The sequence below is a fragment of the Intestinimonas sp. HCP28S3_D6 genome, from assembly GCF_052065695.1.
Classification (GTDB): domain Bacteria; phylum Bacillota; class Clostridia; order Oscillospirales; family Oscillospiraceae; genus Intestinimonas.
The window spans coordinates 1-20,915 of sequence record NZ_JBQHTM010000046.1; the positions used below are offsets into that span (position 1 = coordinate 1).

16 protein-coding genes and 2 pseudogenes are annotated in these 20,915 nt (G+C 61.1%); 6 read left to right on the plus strand and 12 right to left on the minus strand.

All coding sequences use genetic code 11. The features are described 5' to 3' along the window. Nucleotides 1-99: 99 nt before the first annotated feature. The 10 genes and pseudogenes from ACTNBK_RS13570 to ACTNBK_RS13615 form a co-directional block, all read right to left on the minus strand. A pseudogene (locus tag ACTNBK_RS13570) lies at nucleotides 100-291 on the minus strand (TraM recognition domain-containing protein); the annotation flags it as partial. Next, nucleotides 213-845 (minus strand): replication initiator protein A, encoded by a 633-nt coding sequence (locus ACTNBK_RS13575; RefSeq protein WP_441146876.1) that lies wholly within the window; start codon nucleotides 843-845, stop codon nucleotides 213-215. The gene ACTNBK_RS13575 and the pseudogene ACTNBK_RS13570, both read right to left, overlap by 79 nt. After that, nucleotides 842-1,063, minus strand: a complete 222-nt coding sequence (locus ACTNBK_RS13580; RefSeq protein ID WP_117445205.1) for a hypothetical protein — start codon at nucleotides 1,061-1,063, stop codon at nucleotides 842-844. The genes ACTNBK_RS13575 and ACTNBK_RS13580 overlap by 4 nt, the downstream gene beginning before the upstream one ends. 260 nt (nucleotides 1,064-1,323) lie before the next feature. Beyond that, nucleotides 1,324-2,220, minus strand: a pseudogene (locus ACTNBK_RS13585) (type I restriction-modification system subunit M); the annotation flags it as partial. Next, a complete protein-coding gene (locus tag ACTNBK_RS13590; RefSeq protein WP_087336258.1) occupies nucleotides 2,217-2,444 on the minus strand; it encodes a helix-turn-helix domain-containing protein in 228 nt (75 codons plus the stop codon). The gene ACTNBK_RS13590 and the pseudogene ACTNBK_RS13585, both read right to left, overlap by 4 nt. A 227-nt stretch (nucleotides 2,445-2,671) precedes the next feature. After that, nucleotides 2,672-3,424: an ATP-binding cassette domain-containing protein gene (locus ACTNBK_RS13595; RefSeq protein ID WP_441146879.1), complete on the minus strand. Its 753-nt coding sequence runs from the start codon at nucleotides 3,422-3,424 to the stop codon at nucleotides 2,672-2,674. Between the two features lie 20 nt (nucleotides 3,425-3,444). Continuing rightward, nucleotides 3,445-4,245 carry an ATP-binding cassette domain-containing protein gene (locus ACTNBK_RS13600; RefSeq protein WP_441146881.1) on the minus strand — a complete coding sequence of 267 codons (801 nt, stop codon included), beginning with the start codon at nucleotides 4,243-4,245 and terminating at the stop codon, nucleotides 3,445-3,447. A gap of 2 nt (nucleotides 4,246-4,247) precedes the next feature. Then, the gene (locus ACTNBK_RS13605) at nucleotides 4,248-5,063 is read right to left on the minus strand and encodes an ABC transporter permease (protein ID WP_441146882.1); all 816 of its coding nucleotides are present in this window, start codon (nucleotides 5,061-5,063) and stop codon (nucleotides 4,248-4,250) included. 16 nt (nucleotides 5,064-5,079) lie between these two features. Beyond that, nucleotides 5,080-6,021 carry an ABC transporter permease gene (locus tag ACTNBK_RS13610; protein ID WP_441146884.1) on the minus strand — a complete coding sequence of 314 codons (942 nt, stop codon included), beginning with the start codon at nucleotides 6,019-6,021 and terminating at the stop codon, nucleotides 5,080-5,082. 42 nt (nucleotides 6,022-6,063) lie between these two features. After that, nucleotides 6,064-7,617, minus strand: coding sequence for an ABC transporter substrate-binding protein (locus ACTNBK_RS13615; RefSeq protein ID WP_441146886.1), 1,554 nt, complete (start codon nucleotides 7,615-7,617; stop codon nucleotides 6,064-6,066). A gap of 269 nt (nucleotides 7,618-7,886) precedes the next feature. On the opposite strand from ACTNBK_RS13615, the gene ACTNBK_RS13620 reads away from it, so the two are divergent. From ACTNBK_RS13620 to ACTNBK_RS13635, 4 genes are all read left to right on the plus strand, one after another. After that, complete coding sequence (locus ACTNBK_RS13620; protein WP_441146888.1) at nucleotides 7,887-8,462, plus strand: TetR/AcrR family transcriptional regulator; 576 nt, start codon at nucleotides 7,887-7,889, stop codon at nucleotides 8,460-8,462. Nucleotides 8,463-8,477: 15 nt separating this feature from the next. Further along, a complete protein-coding gene (locus ACTNBK_RS13625) occupies nucleotides 8,478-10,922 on the plus strand; it encodes an efflux RND transporter permease subunit (protein ID WP_441146890.1) in 2,445 nt (814 codons plus the stop codon). Then, nucleotides 10,919-14,071: a GLUG motif-containing protein gene (locus ACTNBK_RS13630; protein ID WP_441146892.1), complete on the plus strand. Its 3,153-nt coding sequence runs from the start codon at nucleotides 10,919-10,921 to the stop codon at nucleotides 14,069-14,071. Before ACTNBK_RS13625 ends, ACTNBK_RS13630 begins: the two co-directional genes overlap by 4 nt. A gap of 520 nt (nucleotides 14,072-14,591) precedes the next feature. Beyond that, a complete protein-coding gene (locus ACTNBK_RS13635; protein ID WP_441146894.1) occupies nucleotides 14,592-16,643 on the plus strand; it encodes a methyl-accepting chemotaxis protein in 2,052 nt (683 codons plus the stop codon). 85 nt (nucleotides 16,644-16,728) lie between these two features. On the opposite strand, the gene ACTNBK_RS13640 is transcribed toward ACTNBK_RS13635, so the two are convergent. Then, nucleotides 16,729-17,592 carry a DegV family protein gene (locus tag ACTNBK_RS13640; protein WP_441146896.1) on the minus strand — a complete coding sequence of 288 codons (864 nt, stop codon included), beginning with the start codon at nucleotides 17,590-17,592 and terminating at the stop codon, nucleotides 16,729-16,731. A 142-nt stretch (nucleotides 17,593-17,734) separates the two neighbouring features. Here ACTNBK_RS13640 and ACTNBK_RS13645 point away from each other — a divergent pair, with 142 nt between their 5' ends. Continuing rightward, on the plus strand, nucleotides 17,735-18,322 hold the full coding sequence (locus tag ACTNBK_RS13645; protein ID WP_441146897.1) for a TetR/AcrR family transcriptional regulator: 588 nt from the start codon (nucleotides 17,735-17,737) through the stop codon (nucleotides 18,320-18,322). A 30-nt stretch (nucleotides 18,323-18,352) separates the two neighbouring features. Here the strand turns inward: ACTNBK_RS13645 and ACTNBK_RS13650 are convergent, their stop codons facing one another. Beyond that, the gene (locus tag ACTNBK_RS13650; protein ID WP_441146899.1) at nucleotides 18,353-19,342 is read right to left on the minus strand and encodes a CCA tRNA nucleotidyltransferase; all 990 of its coding nucleotides are present in this window, start codon (nucleotides 19,340-19,342) and stop codon (nucleotides 18,353-18,355) included. Nucleotides 19,343-19,540: 198 nt separating this feature from the next. Between ACTNBK_RS13650 and murC the strand changes: the two genes are divergently transcribed. Next, nucleotides 19,541-20,914 carry a UDP-N-acetylmuramate--L-alanine ligase gene (murC, locus tag ACTNBK_RS13655; RefSeq protein WP_441146901.1) on the plus strand — a complete coding sequence of 458 codons (1,374 nt, stop codon included), beginning with the start codon at nucleotides 19,541-19,543 and terminating at the stop codon, nucleotides 20,912-20,914. Nucleotide 20,915: the final 1 nt, after the last annotated feature.

A 20,915-nucleotide genomic window follows, 5' to 3' on the forward strand; every position in this document is an offset into this window, starting at 1 on the left:
TAAGCGACCTCCTGTATTCGATTTTTCTCCGAATCCAGCTGATCGTGTCCCTGTTCATGTCAAATTCAAGGCAGCTGAACTCTTCATCAACAAGTATGGCATATCTTTGCCCAGCTTCTGATAGTTCAGGCTGTGGCTGACCTCGCGCCCGCGGCTCTCGCCGGTGTTGAAGGTATCAATAGTTTCCTTGCCCAGCGTCTGGTTCAGCTCCTTCAGCGTGGTCGGCTCCTTGCCGCCCAGGAACAGGGATGTATCGCAGTTGCCGATGATGGTATCGGCGCTGTCCTTATATCCACAGGTGCCTGACCGTGACCGCCTGCTTGACCGGAAGGGAAAGGATAGGTTTCAGTCTGACTCAAATCAGTATAATTTGAATCAGTATTACTTCCTCGTGATTTTCGGGATTCCGGAGTCGTGAAATTCACGTCTGCTGAATCGTGATTTTCACGAGTCTTGATTCGTGATTCCGGTGCAGGCGGTATGCTGCCGGCGGAGTTATCCACAAAGTTCTTGACGAAGATGAGATTGGGCTTGCCCAGTCCCTGCCGCTTGCGCTCTATGAGGCCGGCTTTGCTGTCCAGCTCGTTCAGCAGCTTGGTGGCCTTCTGATCGGCACAGCCGATAGCCTCCATGACCTCCTCCAGCGTGAAGATGATGAATACGCGCCCCTGTTCGTCCAGCCAGCCGTTTTTACGACTCAGGCTCATCCTGTCCAGCAGAATGCCGTAGAGGATTTTGGCCTCGGCTGAGATGGACTTGAAGCGCTCATCAGTAAACAGCGCCTTGGGGATGCGGTAAAAGGCAAACTGATCTGCCTGGGCACCGTAGAAATAATCCAGCGTCACTTGGCGCGCCCCCTCTCAAGCGAGCGAAGAATCTCCTTCGTACACCAGCCGATGCACGGTCCGCACTTGCCATACGGGCAGTCATCGCATTCGCTCACGGGTTTCGTTTCCGGCTTAGGCCGGTCATAATAGCAGACCTTCAGCATACAGCCGTGTCTGCCGTAGTAGTAACAGTACCGGCAGTCCTTCGGCTTGCCGTTTTCGCAGTAATCTGTCATAGCGTTCATCCTCCTGAAAATGGGTACAAAAAAAGCGCGTCTGTCCAGCCGTAAAAGGCATTCTCCCCGGAGGGAGAGACAGACGCGCAAGGCGTGTTCATATTCAATTCTGGCAATAAAAAATGGGCTAAGCGTCCATCGCTTACTCCCAGTACAACATCAGCTATTCAGTTTCGGCACTGCCCAAATGCAAGGGCTCATGCCGCAAATTCCTTGAAATTACGGGCTTTTTCTGGTGTTAGTCCACAAATAACAGCCTCATTGGCCAGACACATGGTATATTGGTCGCTGATCTGGTTCTGCTTGGACACGCTGTCCCGGTAGTCGATATCCGGGTGGCTGATGGAGTGGAGCATCAGGTTCATGGCGGAGATGCGCAGCATGGTGCGGTCGGTGTCAAAGCCGGTAAACGCGTCCCCGGCAAAGTGCGCCCACTGTTCGGTGGTCATGGTGTCCTCATAGTAACGGCGGATGTACTCGGAAGCGGACACCAGAAAGCCCGCCGTGCCACAGGCCGGGTCACAGATGGTATCGTCCGGGGTGGGCCGCAATAACTCCACCATCATCTCCCGGATATGCTTGGGGGTGCGGAACTGCCCATTCTGCCCGGCGGTGGACAGCTTGCTCAGCATGTACTCGTAGAGGTCACCCTGCATATCCCGGTCAGAAATGTCGTGCTCATACAGGTCGTCCAGCCCGGTGATAATTTTCTGTAACACCTGGGGGGTGGGAATCAGAAACATGGCGTCGCTCATGTAGCGGGCAAAGGCGCTCTCGTTCTGGGGGCCGTCTTCGGTCTCATCGGTAAGCTCTACCAGCTCGCCTTTGTCGTTGAAGTCCGGCAGATGACCGTGCTTCATGTTCTTGATGGCCGGGAACACCAGCCGGGAAATCACATCGTAAATGTCCCGGGGGTCGTTGTTCTTGAATTTGCTCCAGCGCATGGACTGCCCCACAGCAGACGAGGGGAAAATTTTGTCCATCTGCTCGCCGGTCATGTGTTCAAATTCTTCCGTCTCCAGCTCCTTTTCGTCCAGAGAGCGGATAAACATGAGATAGGTCATCTGCTCGATGACGGTGAGGGGGTTGGTGATGCCGCCCGCCCACAAGTCAGTCCAGATTTTGTCTACTTTATTTTTAATCACGCCTGTTATCATGGGTTTGTTCCTCCGTTTTCTGTATCGGGAATAAATTCCATCACGTCTCCGATGTTGCACCCCAGCACAGTACAGATTTTTTCCATGCTGTCCATCGAGACCGGCTCGCCCTTGCTCAATCGCGCTAACACATTGGTGCTGATGTTTGCACGGTGCATCATGTCAGTCTTGCTCCAACCATGGTCGATCAGCTGCTTCCACAGCCGATTATAGCTGATAGCCATCCTGCACCTCCTAAATTTCTTCTATTTTCCAGTATAACAGGTGTGGCTCTAAAAGACAAATAAAAATCACGAAATCATGAAGTTTCGATGCAAACAACTGGGGTCTCATGAAAATAGAGGCGCCTACGAAAAATTCGTAGGCGCCTTTGTTTCGATACGCAAAATCGGTTTGTTGTTCTTATGCTGGGATACCTGTTCGGCTCCGCGGTTTTTTGTCTGAGAAAACTTTATTCTGCCGCCTCCAGCAGCTGGCGGGTATAGGGGTGCTGGGGGTGGGCGAAGAGCTCATCCACCGTGTTCTCCTCCACGATGCGCCCCTTCTGCATGACGATGACTCGGCTACAGATCTGGTAGACCACGTTGAGGTCGTGACTGATGAAGAGGTAGCTCAGGTCGTACTCCTTTTTGAGGTCCACCAGCAGCCGGAGGATCTGGGCCTGGATGGTAACATCCAGAGCGCTGACCGGCTCGTCGGCCAAGATCAGCTTGGGGTGGGTGATGACGGCGCTGGCAATGGAGATGCGCTGGCGCTGGCCGCCGGAGAGCTCCCAGGGCCGGCGCCCGACGAACTCCGGGCCCAGGCCGATCTTCACCAGCATCTCCTCCACCGCCGCCCGGCGCTGCTCAGCGGTCATGCCGCCGGCCACCCGAAGGGGCTCCTCTAAAATCCAACCCACGGTATGGGCCGGATTCAGGCTGCTGAAGGGGTCCTGGAAAACCATCTGGGGCCGCTCAGAGTGGTGGATGATCTCCCCGTCATAGCCTCCACCATAGTCGTCCAGCATGCCAAGGATGGTCCGGGAGAGGGTGGTCTTGCCGCAGCCCGACTCCCCCACCAGTCCCAGGATCTCCCCGTTGTCAATGAGGAAGCTCACATCATGGAGGACCTGCTTCCGGGCGGTCTTACGCCCGAAAATGGAGCGGCCCATGCTGTAATAGCTGTTGAGGTTGCGCACCTCTAGTACCGGCTCTGTCTCCATGCTGTGAACCTCCTTTCCTGTCAGATGAGTTTCCGGTCCCTGGTGGGGATAGCGGAGATGAGCCGCTTGGTGTAGTCCATTTTTGGGGCCCGGAAGATGTCCTCCACCCGGCCCTCCTCTACCAGATGTCCCCCCTGCATGACGATGACCCGCTCGCACAGCTTGCGGACCACGTGGAGGTCGTGGCTGATGAAGAGGATGGCCATGCCCTGCTCCCGGTTGAGCTTGCGCAGCAGGGAGAGGATCTGGGCCTGGATGGTGACGTCCAGGGCGGTGGTGGGCTCGTCGGCCAGCAGCAGCTTGGGCCGGGAGATGATGGCTGCGGCGATCATCACCCGCTGGAGCATACCGCCGGAGAGCTCATGGGGGTACTTGGCATAGAGCTCCGCCGGGTCGGGGAGCTCGGCCTGGGCCATGGCCTCCAGGGCCCGCTCCTTCCGCTCCTGGGGGCTCAATTTGGTGTGGAGGAGTAGGCTCTCCTCCACCTGGGGACCAATGCGCATGAGGGGGTCCAGGCTGGTCATGGGCTCCTGAAAGACCACCGACAGGTCATTTCCCTGGATCTGGCGCAGCTCATCCTCTCCGCACTGGAGCAGCTCCTTCCCTGCCAGGGAGATACTGCCCCGTACCTCCACCAGCCGCCGGGGCAACAGGCCGCTGATGCTCATGGCGGTGACGGTTTTTCCGCTGCCCGACTCCCCCACCAGGCCCAGGATCTCCCCCCCGTCCAGAGAGAAGGAGACCCCGTCCACGGCATAGCGACCCTCCCGTGAGCGGAGGAAACGGACATGCAGGTCGTTGACACACAAAAGCTTTCCCATGGTCACACCTCCCTGCCCTGTTGGGCCCGGCGCTGGAGCCCCTCGCTGAGGAGGCTGAAGCCCAGGATGAGCAGGGCAATGGTGCCGCCCACGCTGAGGGCATACCAGGGGGCGCTGTTCAGGTAGGTCTGGCTGTCGCTGAGCATGGAGCCCAGGCTGGCGTAGGGAGGCTGGATGCCGATGCCCAGAAAGCTCATGCTGGCCTCACTGAGGATGGCGTTGTTGAAGCCGATGGTAATGGCGCTCAGCAGCACCGGCATGGTGTTGGGCAGAATGTGGGAGAACAGGATGCGCACATTTCCCACCCCCATGAGCCGGGCAGAGCGGATGTAGTTGAGGTCCCGGCACCGGGCGAACTCTCCCCGGACGATACGGGCAAAGCTGGGGATGAAGAGGATGCCCAGGGCGAAGATCACGTTGTAGGTGCCCTGTCCGATGATGCTCACCACCACCAGAGCCAGCAGGATGCTGGGGAAGGCGGTGATGGAGTCGCACACCCGGGTGAGGATCACGTCGGCAGGGCCGCCGTAGTAGCCGCACAGGCTGCCGATGAGGATACCGAAGACACACCCGATGGCCACCACGCACACGGCGATGAGGAAGGAGGTGCCGGCGCCGCTGAGGACCCGGCTGAAAATGTCCCGGCCGAAGTTGTCGGTACCCAGCAGGTGGAGCAGGGAGGGCGCCTGGTTCTTGGCGGAGGCGTCCATGGCGGTGGGGCCATAGGGGGTCCACACGTAGCCCACGAGGATGAGGGCCACCATCACCCCGCTGATGGCGCCGCCGATATAGAGTAAGGGATTCCCTTTTGCTTTCATATTCAAATTGACCTCCTCAGCGCAGTCTGAGCCGGGGATCTACCAGCTGGTAGAGAAGGTCGGCCACAAAGTTCACGATGACGATCCAGGCGGCCATGATGACCACGATGGCCTGGACCACAGGAAAGTCCCGGTTGGAGATGCTGGCGAGGAGGAGCCGGCCCACCCCGGGAATGGTAAAGACCTGCTCGATGATGATGGTGCCGGTCATGATCTCGGCGGCGGAGACCGCCAGGAAGGTGATGACCGGAATGAGGGCGTTTTTGAGCACATGGCGGCGGAGGATACCGCCCCGGTCGCCGCCCCGGCTGCGGGCGGTACGGACGTAGTCCTTGCCCGACTCCTGGAGGATGGCGCTGCGGAGCATTTTGACCGTCATGGCAATGCGGGGAATGGCAATGGACAGGGCGGGCAGGATGAGATAGCTGAAAAAAGCCCCCCAGTCCTGGGTATAGGAGACGAAATCACCGGGGGTGAATATCTTCAGGATGATCCCAAAGAAGAAGCAGGAGAGGATGCCGATGAAAAAGGAGGGCACGCTCATGACCACCTGGTCCAGAGCGGTGATCACCCAGTCCAGCCAGCCACTGCGGACGCTGCCGGCCAGGATGCCCAATGGGATGGAGATGACAATGGTAATGACAAAGGAGAGAATGGTGAGGCAGAAGGTGATGACCAGCTTCTCCCCCAGCATTTCAGATACCGGCATGTGGTAGCTGTAGCTCTCTCCCATATCCCCCTGCAAAAAGCTGGTGAGCCAGTCCAGGTAGCGCACCGGGATGGGCCGGTCCAGCCCCAGCTCCGCCCGGAGCTCGGCTTTGGCCTCCTCGGTGGCCTCGGTGCCCAGGAGCTTGGTGGTGGGGTCGCCAGGGATGATCTGGAAAGCAAGGAAGGCGAGGAGCGAAACGATGAACAATGTAATAATGAGAGTGAGGAATTTTTTCGCTACATATTTCATCTCCCCGCCTCCTTTCTTTCAGGTTTGGGACCCGGCCGGAACTCAGGCGGCCGTGTCGAAGTACAGCTTGGACATGTCGAGCACATAGAGGGGATAGAACTCATACCCCTTCAGATCGGGATGCATGGCCACAAAGTCGGCCAGGTCCTGAAGATAGACGTTGGCCGCGGTGTCGCTGAGGATCTTCAGGCACTCCTTATAATAGGCGGTCTGCTGGGCATCATCCACGGTGGCCTGGGCGGCGGCGTAAGCGGCATCGTAGTCGGGGTTATTGTAGTTGATCATATTCTTGTCGTTGTCGCTCACCCACCGGGCCAGCATGCCGCTGGCGTTGAGGGTGCTGGAGTCGAAGCCCACCACGGTGGACTGGAAGTTCCGAGCGCCGTAGACGTCGTTGACCCAGGTGTTCCAATCCACCAGCTGGATCTCCGCCTTCACCCCCACGGCAGCCAGCTGCTCCACCAGCACCGTGGCGGTATCCACGTGGGGCTGGTAGTTGCTGGGCACGGTGATGGTGAAAGAGAAGCCGTCGGGATAACCCGCCTCTGTCAGCAGCTCCTTGGCCTTCTCGGGGTCATAGGGATAGGCGTCGGCCAGGCTGGCGTCAAAGTACTTGGTGAAGGCGGGATACATGGAGGAGCCCACCTTGGTGCCGTGGCCCTCAGCGGTGAGTTCCATCATGGCGTCCACATCCACCGCGTAGCACAGGGCCTGGCGCACCTTCTCATTGGTGAAGGGCTCCACGGCGTTGTTGAGGTAGAGGGCCTGCACCAGGTTCATGGTCCCCTCCAGCACCTGGTAGCCGTTGCTCAGGTTGTTTACCTGGTCGATGGTCAGGTGGGCCACCAGGTCCAGAGCGCCGGAGTCCAGGGCGGTGAAGAGGGCGGTGTTATCCTCGTAGATCTTGTAGGTCACCTTGTCCAGATGGGCGGGCTCCCCATAGTATTCGTCGTGCTTCTCCAGGATGATGTTCTCCTGGACGCTGCGGGAGACGAACTTGAAGGGGCCGGTGCCCACAGGCTGGGTGGCCTGCTCGGTGTAGCCGGCGGGGACGATGTACACGCTGGCCACATAGCTGAGGAAATCGCTGTTCGGGGCACTCAGGACCATGGTGATCTGATTGCCGTCCACCGTCATGCTCGTGACAGCAGAAAGCGCCTCTACCACGGCGGAAGTCACCGAGGTAGCGGCGCAGGTTTCAAAGGAATAGAGCACGTCGTCGGGGGTACACACAGCGCCGTTGTGGAAGACCACATTGTCACGCAGGGTGAACACGTAAGTCAAACCATCCTCCGACACGGACACGTCGGAGGCAACAGCGTTGACATAGTTCCCGCTGGAGTCGGGCTTTACCAGCCCTTCGAAGACGTTGAACATGACCTCTCTAGTTCCTGCGGCCGTCATCTGATACGGGTCAAGACTATCATCCAGGTCCTGGGCGATTCCCACGTTGAGTTCATTGGCGTGGGGCGCCCCGGAAGAAGGCGTAGTTTCGTCGCTGGGGGCGGTCGTCTGAGTCGTTGCTCCTCCGCATGCGCTGAGTGAACACGCCAGGGCGGCCACCGCCAGGAAAACTGCAAGAATCCGTTTTTTCATTGCCGATTCTCCTTCCACTGTCCCGTGGGACAGCGTTACAACAAAATAACTTCTTCTCCCATTATTAAATTGTCGCGCTCTATTGTAGTGCATCCCAGAAAAAAATACAAGCGCTCAGACAATATTTTCTGTGGCATTGGCCTACTTTTTTCCTTTTTAAAAACTACGCTTGTCTTTTATCTTGACATATGTAGTTTATTGGCGTATGATAATCCACACAACGCGCCGGGCCGCTAAATTCCCGGCGGCAGACATCGGAGGTATGTCACATGACCCATGCAGAAGACGAGACCCTGGACCTGCGGCAGCGCAGGACCCGGCAGTCCCTGGTACGGGCGCTGGAAGAGCTTCTGGCGGAACGGACTTTCCAGTCCCTCTCCGTCACCGACATCTGCCAGCGGGCCATGGTCCACCGCACCACCTTTTACGCCCACTTCAACGACAAGCAGGAGCTGCTGCGCTATCTGCTCCTGGGCGTGGAGCGCCAATGTGTGGAGACCTGTCTGCCCAAAGACTGGTCCGGGGAGGCCCGGGATTACTTCCTCACCGCCGCCCGAAACGTGCTGGACTTCTTCCAGTCCAAGCGCACCTTCTACCGTTCCTGCCTGCGCAGCGGCGCCGACATTGACGCCCACATGCTGGAGGACCGGGCGGCGGAGGACCTGGTACAGCTCCTCTCCCACCCCAGGTTCCACGCCGCCTTCCCCGACTCTGACCCCTGCATCACTGCCCGGTTCTACACCGGCGCCATGCTGTCCCTCCTGCGCTGGTGGCTGGACAGCGACGACCCCGTCTCCGTGGATCACCTCATCGCCCATCTGGAGCGCTTCATCCCAGCACTCTGATCAGGAGGACCCCCTATGGACCAGGAAAAGCACACCGAAACCTTTATGACCAAGCTCTCCCGCTTCATCGTCGACAAGCGGAAGGCCTTCTATCTCGTCTTTCTGGCGGCCTTTCTCTTCTGTGCCGCCTCCATCAATAAGGTAGAGATCAACAACGACATCACCTCCTATCTCCCGCCGGAGACAGAGACCCGCCGGGGACTCACCCTCATGGACGAAGAGTTCGTCACCCTGGGCTCCGCCGAGGTCATGGTCTCCAACATCCCCTTGGACACGGCCTGGGACCTCTCCCACAAGCTGGAGATCCTGCCCGGCGTCTCCGGCGTCACCTTTGACGAGACCAACGACCACTACCACGACTCCGCCGCCCTCTTTTCCGTCACCTTTGACGCCCCTGAAGACGACCCTGAGGCCGTCACCGCCCTTCAGGCCGTCCAGGATGCCCTGGAGGGCTATGACGTATATGTCTCCACCCAGGTGGGCCGGGATGAGTCGGCCAGCCTCCAGAAGGAGATGACGGTCATTCTGGCCATTGCCGCCGCCGTCATCGTGGTGGTCCTCCTCTTCACCTCCAAGAGCTACATGGAGGTGCCCGTCTACCTCATCGTCTTCGCTGCGGCGGCGGTGCTCAACATGGGCACCAACTTCATCTTCGGTACCATCTCCTTCATCACCAACTCCATCGCCGTGGTGCTCCAGCTGGCCCTGGCCATCGACTACGCCATCATCTTCTGCCACCGGTACATGGAGGAGCGGGACAACGGACTGGACCCCCGTGAGGCCGACATCGCTTCATTGAGCAAGGCCATCGTGGAGATCTCCTCCTCCAGCCTCACCACCATCTCGGGCCTGGTGGCCCTCATGCTTATGCAGCTGCGCATCGGCTTCGACATGGGCATCGTCCTGGCCAAGGGCATTGTGTGCTCCATGCTGTGCGTGTTCCTCCTGATGCCCGGCCTTCTCATGCTCTTCAGCCGCCCCATCGAGCGGACCCGCCACAAAAATCTGGTGCCCAACATCGATTTTTGGGGCCGGGGCGTGGTCAAGCTGCGGTACATCCTCCCCCCCATCTTCCTGTTGGTGCTGGTGGCGGGCGCCGTCCTCTCCAGCAAGTGCGAATACGTCTTTGACACCAACGACGCCGACTTTGACAACAAGCCCGACTGGCGCATCGCCGACGAGAAGGTCACCGACACCTTTGGCAAGAAGAACACCATCGCCGTTCTGGTCCCTCGGGGGGATTATGAGAAGGAAAAAATGGTCTTACAGCAGGTGGAGGCCCTGGGACCGGTCACCTCGGCCACCGGTCTTGCCAACATCGAGGTGGAGGACGGCCGCGTCCTCACCGACGCCCTCACCCCCCGGCAGTTCTCCGAGCTGGCCGGGGTGGACATCGAGCTTTGCCGTCTTCTCTACCAGGCCTACGGCCTGAGCGTGGAGGAGTACGGCGCCATCTTCCAAAACCCCAACGACTACGCCGTCCCCCTCATCGACGTCTTTGAGTTCCTGCTGGAGCAGAAGGACAAGGGAGTGGTGAACCTCACCGGCGACCAGGAGGAGAAGGTGGAGGACCTCCGGGAGGAGCTGGACCTGGGTCTGGAGCAGCTCCGGGGCGAGAATTGGTCCCGGCTGGTTTTCGTGGCCGACATCCCCACCGAGGGGGAGGAGACCTATGCCCTGCTGGACCAGATCCGCGCCATCGCCCAGGCCCAGTACGGCGATGACGTCATCCTGGTGGGCAACTCCACCAACGCCTTCGATCTGGCCAGCTCCTTCTCCGGGGACAATATGAAGATCAGCGTACTCACCGCCCTCTTCGTCATGGTCATCCTCCTCTTCACCTTTAAGTCCGCCGGCCTCCCCATCCTGCTGGTGCTCACCATCCAGGGCTCCATCTGGATCAATTTCTCGATCCCCGTGCTCACCGACACCAATCTCTTCTTCCTGAGCTATCTGGTGGTGAGCTCCATCCAGATGGGCGCCACCATCGACTACGCCATCGTCATCACCAACCGCTACCTGGAACTCAAGGGCGCCATGGGCCGGAAGGAGGCCGCTGTGGCCGCCCTGAGCCAGAGCTTCCCCACCGTGCTCACCTCGGGCACCATCATGGCCGTGGCCGGCTTCCTCATCGGCAGCATCTCCACCGACGCCACCATCGGCTCCGTGGGCCAGGCCCTGGGCCGGGGCACCGTCACCTCCATCTTCCTGGTGATGACGGTGCTGCCCCAGATGCTCGTGCTGGGCGACGCCCTCATCGAGCGCACCGCCATCACCCTCAACCGGGACCGGAAACAGCGCTTCAACCAGGGCACCATGCGCCTGGACGGCCACGTCCGGGGCCATGTGGCCGGCTTCGTGGACGGCGAGTTCAAAGGGGTCATCCACGGCAGTGTGGACGCCCTCATCGAAAGCAAATACCAGGAGCCCGACCGCTCCCAGGAGGAAGACAAGACATGAGACAGTTCAGACGATTTGCCGCCCTGCTGCTGGCGGGGCTCCTCCTCTCCGGCCAGGTTCTCCCCGCCCTGGCGGCCGCCCCCGACCTGGTCATCCACAGCCGGGAGGAATTTCTCACCTTCGCCCAGAACTGCACCAGTGACACCTGGTCCCAGGGCCTCACCGTATCCCTGGAGGCCGACATCGACCTGAGCGGCAGCGGCTTCGCCGCCATCCCCATCTTCCAGGGCACCTTCCACGGCAACGGCCATACCATCCAGGGCTTCTCCCTCACCGGAAAGGGCTCCCGGTTGGGACTCTTCCGCACCCTCACCGAGACCGCCGTGGTGGACAATCTGACCGTGGAGGGGGCCGTGGCCCCCGGCGGCACCGCGTGTCAGGTGGGTCTCCTGGCGGGAGAGAACTACGGCTCCATCCAAAATTGTACCGCCAAAGGCGCCGCCACCGGCGTCCAGGACGTGGGCGGTCTGGTAGGCCTCAACGGCGAGAGCGGCACCATCGATGGGTGCGCCAGCACCGCCACCATCTCCGGCACCACCAACGCTGGCGGCATCGCCGGTCAGAATCTGGGCGCCCTTCGCAGCTGTACCAACAGCGGCGAGATCGATACCGCCGCCGATCAGGAGCCGCCCACCAGCGTGGGAGGCATCGCCGGTCTCTCCCGGGGGACCATCCAGAGCTGCCGCAACTCCGGCGCCGTGGGTTATTCCCACCTGGGCTACAACATGGGCGGTATCGTGGGTCTCCAGTCCGGCAGTGTGCTGGACTGCGCCAACACCGGCTCCGTCAAGGGGCGCAAGGACGTGGGCGGCATCGTGGGCCAGTTCGAGCCCAACACACAGCTCACCTACGGCCCCTCCCCCATGGACCGGCTCAACGACAGCCTGGCGGTGCTCTTTGACCAGATGTCCGTCTTTGTGGACCAGGTCAACGACATTACCACCCGGGGGGTGGCCGACGCCCAGGTCATCGAGGACGCTATGGGCCAGATTCAGGACCGCACCCATGACGCGGGCACGGAAGGCCACCAGGATTTTCAGGCCATGTCTGACCAGCTCTACGGCTATACCCAGGATATCAGCGATGCCCTGGACCGGCTCCACCAGAATGCCGACGACTTTCAGTCCACCGTTGACGACGACCTGGATACCCTTCTGAAGGAGACAGACAACTTCCGTGTCGCCCTGGACCACATGCTCTCCGGCGCGGACAGCGGACTCTCCCAGGCCATCGAAGCCCTGGACGACACCGCCAATGACATCCACCGTCAGGGCACAGCCATCCAAAATGCCCTCACCCGGATGGAGCAGGAGGTGCAAAATCTCCAGTATTACCTCCAGCAGGTGGCCCAGCTGGTGGCCTCGGGGGACTTCCTCGGGGCGCTGGAGCTGCCCTTCCCCTCGCCGGATCCCCGGGGCCCCCTGTCCGACATCGGGGACGCCACCGCCGCCATTTTCCGACTGGCCAATGAGCTTACCGGCCAGTGGAAGAACATCAGTGATGAGACCTCTGACCGTCTGGGCGAAGCCAAAACCCAGGCCAATCAGGCCGCCGACGCCCTCTACGCCGCCGCTGACCACCTGCTCAGCGCCGCCGACCGGTTCTCCGGCCAGGTCTCGTCTGATGTAGATGCAGTGGGCACCGGCAGTGACCAGATTCGGGACCTGCTCAAGGACTACTCCGACACCCTGGGCGACAAGGCTCAATCGGCTGCCGACGACATCGACGCCCAGCTCACCATCATCCGGGATCAGGTGGACCAGATGACCCAGGCCGCCGGTACCGACAACGATGCCCTCAACGCCACCGCCAATCAGATCATTGGCTCTCTGGACCAGGTACGCCAGGCCATCTACGACCTGGGTCAGGAGCCCGAGCTCACTGTCTCTGACCTGGCCGAAGAGGTCACCGAGGGCCCCGGCCTGGTCCGGGGCTGCACCGTCTCCGCTGCGGTAGAGGGAGACTCCAACACCGGCGGCATCGTGGGCACCGTGGCCACTGAGCTGGGCTCCGACCCGGAGGAGACCTTCAGTCTGGAGGACATGGAGCTTCTTACCGACGTCTACGCCACCCTCCGTGCAGTGGTCCGGGACTGCCGCTTTGACGGCTCCGTCACCGTGATGAACGACTGCGGCGGCGGCATCGCCGGCCGGTGTGAGGCAGGGGCCATTCTGGACTGCGCCGCCCGGGGCACCGTGGAGACGGGCACCGACTACTGCGGCGGCATCGCAGGACGGACCAAGGGGGCCGTGACCCGGTGCGCCGCCCTGGTGGACCTCACCGGCGGTAGCTGGCTGGGCGGCATCACCGGCCTGGGTGGCGACCTCACCGACTGTCGGGCCATGGTGCGCTGCGACAGCGACGGCGAGGCCCTGGGCGCCATCATCGGCGAGCGCGATGGCACCCTCACCGGCAACCGCTACCTGCTGGAGGACCTGCCCGGGGTAGACGGAGTGGACGTGTCCGGCGAGGCCCAGGGCCTGGATTTTGACGCCTTCTCCCAGCTGGACTACATCCCCGCCGACTTCCTCACCTTCTCCTACCGGTTTGTGGTGGACGGTCAGACCGTGGCCGAGCTCCCCTTCTCCTACGGCGACGACCTGGACCTCTCCCTGGTGCCCCAGGCGCCGGAGAAGGACGGCCAGTTCGGCGTCTGGCCCGACTACCCCACCCAGGACCTGCGGCGGTCCATGGTACTGGAGGCCTCCTTTTCCGCCCCCGTCACCACCCTGGCCTCCGGGGAATCCATCCCCGTCCTGCTGGCCCAGGGCACCTTCTCCCCCGACGCAGCCCTGACCGTGGAGACGATCGACCTGCCGGACAACGTGCCCTCCGGCTACGCCCCAGTGGCCGCCTACGCCTACACCGTCACCGGCTGTGAGGGCAGCACTGTCACCCTGCGCCTGCAGGCTCAGGACGTGGACCGCCCTGCTGCCGCAGTTCTGATAGACGGCGTCTGGTGCCTGGCAGAGACCCAGACCGACGGCAGCTACCTGGTACTGGAGGGACCGGCGGAGGGACAGGTGCTGCTGCTGGACCATACCTCCCCCGGCCCCCAGGGCTGGGTGCTGGCCCTTGGGGTGGGCACCGCCGCCCTGGCCCTTCTTCTTCTTCTAAAAATCCGTCAGAGAAAAAAAGCCAGGGCATAGCCACCGACCCACATGTTATGACCGACACACGCCCGGCGGGCCATGTCCGCCGGGCATTCTCTTCTTATTCATAAAATGTAATTATCTGTATTTTATTTCTGTATTTTTACGATTTTTCCTCTATTTTCTCCGAAAATTTACAATTTATTCTTAATTATTTCCTGCTTCTGTCGATAAAGAGGTGTGGTAAGGTTTGCCTGACCCTGTGTCTCAGGGAGATCAGACCTGTGGGGATGAGATCCACCTGTCCACGCATAGCCCACATCCCCTTCCTTGTGCCTTTCCAGGAGCGGCGCTCCCACACAAAGGCCAATACATGGACGCCCCCTGGACTGTTATCATTTGTGAACGCATACTGGCCTCCCACACCACCTGCCAGCCCGACATAATGATCCGACTAGCCCAAGACGCCCAGAGAAAAGGAGATTTGTATATGGGAAAAAAAGAGCGTAAGACACATTCTTATCGTTCCGTGCTGACCTCACTTTTATGTATAGTGGTCCCGGCAGTATTTCTTTCCATGGCCATTCTGTCCGTGATGGGCTATCTCAGCGCTAAGAGCGTCCTTAGGGCAGCCGTTGAAGATGAGATGTCCCAGTGTCTCTCCGTGGCGTCGGAATCCATTGAGAATTCTCTTTCCAACAACCGTATGGTGGCCGAGACCATGGCTAGGAGTGTAGAAGCCATCCATAGCCAGGCCGTGACCACCCTCACGCAGACCGTCGGTCCCGACGGTACACCGGGCGCCGTCACAGGCGCCGCCTGGGAAGCGGCCTCCTATGAGGACATTCTGACTGGCTTCATCGCCAGCAACGACGAGACCTTTGGCGGCGGCATCTGGTTTGAGCCCTATGCCTATCGCTCCAATCAGCAGTACTACTCTCCCTACTGCATGCGTGAAAATGGCCAGCCCGTCTATGTGGACAACTATTCTCTGGGGGATGGCGTCTATTACACCGACCAGGACTGGTACACCAATGTCACCAGCACATCTCAGTCCTCCGTCTGGTCCGCCCCTTACTATGACGCCTTTGCCCAGATCTCCATGGTGACCTCCTCGGCCCCCTTCTATGACGTCTCCGGCCGCTTTATGGGTGTGGCCACGGCGGACATCGATCTCACCCAGATGCAGCAAGCTATTGTCTCCTTGGATGTGGTGGCAGGTGGAAGGGCCTTTTTGGTGGACGGCTCCGGCGTCTACATTGCCGACGAAGACAGCTCCAAGCTGCTCAACGCCAACATCCTCTCGGACGAGAACGCTTCTCTGGCTCAGCTGGGTGCTCAGATCCTCGCGGAGAAGGAGGGTACCGGCAGCTACACGGAAAACGGTGAGACCTATCTCGCCTGGTTTCGGCAGATCCCGGAGAGCGGCTGGTATGTCGTCACCGCCGCCTCTGAACAGGCCATGATGTCCAGCGCCAGTACCCTCGGGATTACTCTGGCTATTTTATGTGTCATCTTTTCTGTCATTCTCTTCTTCATCCTCTTCCTGTTCCTTCAGAAGAGCGTGGTCCATCCCCTCAATCGTTTGGCTACCGTCGCCCAGCAGATCGCTGGAGGAGATCTCTCTGTCTCCATCGACTCCCATGCCGGACATGAGTTTGGCGTAGTCAACACCTCTTTGGAGGAGATGGTGTCTCGGCTGGGACTGTATGTTGACTACATCTCGGAGGTCACTGCCGCTCTTCAGGAAATGTCCAAAGGCAACTTTACCTTCCGTCTAGTCCGCGACTATACCGGTGAGTTTTCCTCTCTGAAGGCCGGTCTGATCTCCACCAGAGATCACCTCTCCGAGACCATGAGTACCATTTCCTCGGCCGCCGAGCAGGTGGACACTGGTTCCAATCAGGTGGCTGTAGGCGCCCAATCTCAAGCCCAGGGTGCCACAGAGCAGACCTCCAGCATCCAGGAACTGGCATCCATGATGTCTGAGATTGAGCAGGATGTGGATAACAATACCCAGAGTACTGACGAGGCAAATTCTCAGCTCAACAAGGTTATTCAGGAAGTAGAGGCCGGTGACCACAAGATGGAGAAGATGCTCAGCGCTATGGATGAGATTACCTCCACTTCCCAGGAGATCGGTCAGATCGTAAAGAACATTGAGGACATCGCCTTTCAGACCAACATCCTGGCCCTCAACGCCGCCGTGGAGGCTGCCAGAGCCGGCAATGCCGGCAAGGGCTTTGCGGTGGTGGCCGACGAGGTGCGCAGTTTGGCCAGCAAGACCTCCGAAGCCTCCAGCGAAACAGCCCAGCTCATCTCCAAAGCGCTGACTGCCGTGCAGAACGGCAAGAAGATCGTGGATGAGACCGCAGAGTCCTTCCGCCTGGTGACAGAGGGTATCTCTCAGGTGGCCGTCCGCACCCAGGGCATCGCCGAGTACTCCGCCCGTCAGAAGGAGTCCATCCGTCAGGCCACGGAGGGTGTGAATGAGATCGCCAATGTGGTCCAGAATAATGCGGCGACCGCCGAAGAGAGCGCCGCTGCCAGCGAAGAGCTGTCCAGTCAGGCCCACCTGCTCAAGGAGCTGGTGAGCAAGTTCCAGCTCCACACTGGAGAAGAAACCTGATTATTTGAAAAAAGGGCCCGCTTCAGAACAGATCTGTTCTGAAGCGGGCCCTTTTTCTCCCTGCATGTGGATCGGACACTTCCTGTCAGTCCAGCACCTGGACGCCAGCCCCCAGAATACCGTCGCCAATGTAGACGCTCAGAGTGCCGTCGATCTCACCGTCCCAGATGTGGTCGTAGTTGGGCAGGGCAGCCTTCAGCTTCTCCCGCAGCTCCTCCATCTCTTCCGGAGCGCCGCCGTTGGCCACCGCGATGTTATACTTCTTATGGCTGCCGCAGGCCTTCACCGTCAGGTCCACCAGCTTGTCCATGACCTGCTTCCGGCCACGGACCTTGGCCACAGACTGGAGCTGCCCGTCAGCGGCGAAGGTGATGAGTGGCTTGATCTGGAGCATGGTGCCCGCCATCGCTGCCACCTTGCCGATGCGCCCGCCCTTTTGGAGGTACTCCAGAGTATCCACCGAGAAGAAGGGGGTGGTCCCTTTGATGAGTTGGGGCACCCGCTTGTGGGTGAGTTCCCGCCAGGAGGCCCCGCCACGCAGGTCCTCGGCCAGCTGTAGCATAGTAATGCCGATGCCCAGAGAGCCGCTCACCGAGTCATACACCTTGATCTCCAGGTCCTTCCGCTCCTCCGCCATGAGCCGCACCATGTTATAGGTGCCGGAGAGCCCTCCGGAGAGCATCACCGCGATGACCCCGTCATAGCCCTGCTCGGCAATGCGGTCGAAGGCCGCCGAGATATCCTCCCCCGTGGGCAGAGAGGTCTTGGGCAGCTCTCCCCGCTTCAGCCGGGCATAGATATCGGCGGCGTGGATATCCACGCCGTCCCGGTACTCCCCGTCGGCGCAGCGGATGCGCAGGGGGACCACATGGATGCGGTTCTCCTCCGCCGCCCGGGCGGACAGATCGGCACAGGAGTCGGTGAGCAGGGCGATCTTACGAGGGGCCATTCGGACATCATCTCCATCTGTTGACAGGGCTCACGCCCCCGATATATAATCAGCATGTAAAGTCTCACATAACGGTGTTATGCTACCTTGTATTATAGGCTATCCCATTCCCCTTGTCAACGGGAAGAAAGGAGGCTCACACATGGAGTATGCCCAGCGGAGAAAGCTCCAGAGCCAGGAGACGGAGCGAAAAATCCTGTACGCCGCCCTGGAGCTCATGCGGGAGCGGGGTTTTGACAAGGTGTCCGTCCGAGACATCTGTAAGGCTGCCGGCATCACCACCGGTGCCTTTTACCATCACTTTTCCTCCAAGGAGGCCCTGCTGGAGTACGGTTTCGCCCCCCTGGATGACTATATGCGCTCCGTGTTGGAAAACAGCGGGGACGAGAGCCCCGACCAGCGGCTGTGGCGGCTCCTGTCGGCCTATGGCCAGTTCATGGAGCACAGCGGCGAGCTCATCGGCCGCTACTACCAGCAGCGCATCGCCGAGCCCGGCACCAAGAGCATGGACCCCAGCCGGTTCACCTACCGGGCCATGGTGGAGTGCTTCCGCCAGGCGGAGGAGGAGGGCATCCTGGCCCCCGGCCACTCCCCCGAGTGGATCGCCGATTTCTGCTTCCGCCACTTCCGGGGGGTGGTGGTGGACTGGGCCCTGGACGGCTACTCCTACCCCCTCCTCCCCAAGATGGAGGAGGATTACCGGCTCTTCGTCACCCTGTTCCACGCCTGATCAGGATACAGCAGCGGGGCTCTGACACCGTCAGAGCCCCGTCTTTTTTAAAACTTCTCGTAACTTCTCTTTTGTATTATCCTCTGGGTATTCAGAAATGTGGCTTTTCAGCATATCCAGTGCCGCCCGGATGGCAGCGCCCCGTAACCCCATGGCGTACAGCTCTCCGCCGGTGAGAGCAGGCACCGGCGAGCGCTCCGCCAACACCGCCCGGCGGAGCCGCCGCTCCACCGGCAGGGTGGTAATGTCCAGACCGGTTTTTTGACAAAACCCCCGCCATCGCTCCTCCGGCGTGGCCGGGAGGGCGGCCAGACCGGTCAGGTTCACGTGCCGGGCTGGGGCACCGAAGCGGGTAAGCATCCCCAGCTCCACCGGCAGGGCGCACAACTCCGGCCGCGGGGAGAGGAGGGTCTTCTCCAGCTCCACCCGGACCCGCTCGCCGGACACCTGATCCAGCCCCGCCGCCTCCCGGCGGAGGGCGGCAGCAGTCTCCTCCTCGATGGCAAAGCCCAGCTGGGCGGCAAAGCGCACCGCCCGGAGCATCCGCAGGGCATCCTCCCGGAACCGCCGCTCCGGGTCCCCCACACAGCGGACCAGCCTTGCCGCCAGGTCGGCCCGGCCGCCGAAGGGATCGGACACGGTGCCGTCAGGCAGGAGGGCCATGGCGTTGATGGTAAAGTCCCGCCGGGCCAGGTCCTCGGTGAGCCCCACCCCAAACACCACCCGGTCGGGCCGGCGGCCATCGGAATAGCCCTCCTCCCGACGGAAGGCGGTGACCTCCAGGGACATGCCGTCCAAAAGCACCGTCACGGTGCCGTGGCGGAGGCCGGTGGGGACGGTGCGGGCAAAGAGGGCTTGGACGGTCTCCGGCCGGGCCGAGGTGGCCACGTCCCAGTCCCCCGGCATCCGCCCCAGCAGGCTGTCCCGGACACAGCCCCCCACGGGACAGGCCGCCTCCCCCGCCGCCCACAGGGTCGCGCAGCAGGTCCTCACCGGCCCCGGTACCCGTTCCCACTCCATTTTATCCCCTCCCAGGTATCTTTTCCTTGCTTAGCGCCTATAATGGCTGTATAATGAAGGGTACGAAACAAAGGCCCTCAGCCCTTGGCCTCCAACGGCCGGGACCGAATGGGCCGTTTTTGCGGGCGGTCGGGTCCCCAGTTTCCTATTTCCCTCGATACGCCACATTATAATCTTCCAAAAAGGGTGTGTAAACCCATGACTGACATGGATATTCGTCCCTATATCGCCCCCGGACGCCGTGCCCACCTCATCGGCATCGGCGGCGTATCCATGGCCCCTCTGGCCGAGGTCCTCCACGGCGCCGGCATGGTCATCACCGGTTCCGACATGCGGGAGAGTCCCACTGTGGAGCATCTGCGGAGCCTGGGCATCACCATCCACATCGGCCACCGGGCCGAGAACCTGGGACAGGCCGAGCTGGTCATCCGCACCGCCGCCGTCCACGACAACAACCCGGAGATCGCCGCCGCCCACGCCGCGGGCATCCCCGTCTTTGAGCGGGCCCAGGCCTGGGGAGCCATCATGCGGGGCTACAAGCACGCCCTGTGCATCTCCGGCACCCACGGAAAGACCACCACCACCTCCATGTGCACCCACATCATCATGGCCGCCGGGCTGGACCCCACGGTGATGATCGGCGGCACCCTCCCCCTGCTGGGGGCCGGCCACCGGGTGGGCAAGGGAGACACCATCATCCTGGAGAGCTGCGAGTACTGCAACTCCTTCCTCTCCTTCTTCCCCACCATTGCCGTCATCCTGAACATCGAGGCCGACCACCTGGACTTCTTTAAGGACCTGGACGACGTGGAGCACTCCTTCCGCCGCTTCGCCGACCTGGTGCCCGAGGGTGGCCGGATCATCGCCAACCGGGATGACGCCAACACCATGCACACCCTGGCCGGTGAGACCCGCCCCGTCACCACCTTCGGTCTGGAGGAGGGCGACGTCCACGCCGCCAATCTCACCTGGACCGACGGTCTGCCCACCTTCGATGTCATCTACCGGGATACGGTCTATGCCCACGTGTCCCTGTCCATTCCCGGCCTCCACAACGTGAAGAACGCTCTGGCGGCGGCAGCCTCTGCCATCGCCCTGGGCGTGCCCGGGGAGGCAGTGGAGCAGGGCCTGGCCCAGTTCCGGGGCGCCGGACGCCGGTTCGAGCACAAGGGCACCTACCACGGCGCTGAGGTCTATGACGACTACGCCCACCACCCCGGCGAGCTCAAAGCCCTGCTGGACACCGCCTGCACCCTGGGCTACAAGCGGGTCATCTGCGCCTTCCAGCCCCACACCTACACCCGCACTGCCGCCCTCTTCGACGACTTCGTGGAGGTGCTGAAAAAGCCCGACATCACCCTCCTGGCGGAGATCTTCGCCGCCCGTGAGACCAACGACATCGGCATCTCCTCCAAGGACCTGGCCGACCGCATCCCCGGCGCCCGGTATTACGCCACCCTGCCCGAGGTCACCGCCGCCCTCCGAGAGCTGGCCCAGCCCGGTGACCTCATCCTCACTGTGGGCGCCGGCGACATTTACACCGCCGGCGAGGCCCTGGTGAAGGGCGAGTAAC

Coding starts and splice junctions, on each gene's coding strand:
- ACTNBK_RS13645 (WP_441146897.1), top strand. CDS start 17,735: ATGGAGTATGCCCAGCGGAGAAAGCTCCAGAGCCAGGAGACGGAGCGA.
- ACTNBK_RS13640 (WP_441146896.1), bottom strand. CDS start 17,592: ATGGCCCCTCGTAAGATCGCCCTGCTCACCGACTCCTGTGCCGATCTG.
- ACTNBK_RS13605 (WP_441146882.1), bottom strand. CDS start 5,063: ATGAAAGCAAAAGGGAATCCCTTACTCTATATCGGCGGCGCCATCAGC.
- ACTNBK_RS13580 (WP_117445205.1), bottom strand. CDS start 1,063: ATGACAGATTACTGCGAAAACGGCAAGCCGAAGGACTGCCGGTACTGT.
- ACTNBK_RS13590 (WP_087336258.1), bottom strand. CDS start 2,444: ATGGCTATCAGCTATAATCGGCTGTGGAAGCAGCTGATCGACCATGGT.
- ACTNBK_RS13620 (WP_441146888.1), top strand. CDS start 7,887: ATGACCCATGCAGAAGACGAGACCCTGGACCTGCGGCAGCGCAGGACC.
- ACTNBK_RS13610 (WP_441146884.1), bottom strand. CDS start 6,021: ATGAAATATGTAGCGAAAAAATTCCTCACTCTCATTATTACATTGTTC.
- ACTNBK_RS13630 (WP_441146892.1), top strand. CDS start 10,919: ATGAGACAGTTCAGACGATTTGCCGCCCTGCTGCTGGCGGGGCTCCTC.
- murC (WP_441146901.1), top strand. CDS start 19,541: ATGACTGACATGGATATTCGTCCCTATATCGCCCCCGGACGCCGTGCC.
- ACTNBK_RS13650 (WP_441146899.1), bottom strand. CDS start 19,342: ATGGAGTGGGAACGGGTACCGGGGCCGGTGAGGACCTGCTGCGCGACC.
- ACTNBK_RS13635 (WP_441146894.1), top strand. CDS start 14,592: ATGGCCATTCTGTCCGTGATGGGCTATCTCAGCGCTAAGAGCGTCCTT.
- ACTNBK_RS13595 (WP_441146879.1), bottom strand. CDS start 3,424: ATGGAGACAGAGCCGGTACTAGAGGTGCGCAACCTCAACAGCTATTAC.
- ACTNBK_RS13600 (WP_441146881.1), bottom strand. CDS start 4,245: ATGGGAAAGCTTTTGTGTGTCAACGACCTGCATGTCCGTTTCCTCCGC.
- ACTNBK_RS13615 (WP_441146886.1), bottom strand. CDS start 7,617: ATGAAAAAACGGATTCTTGCAGTTTTCCTGGCGGTGGCCGCCCTGGCG.
- ACTNBK_RS13625 (WP_441146890.1), top strand. CDS start 8,478: ATGGACCAGGAAAAGCACACCGAAACCTTTATGACCAAGCTCTCCCGC.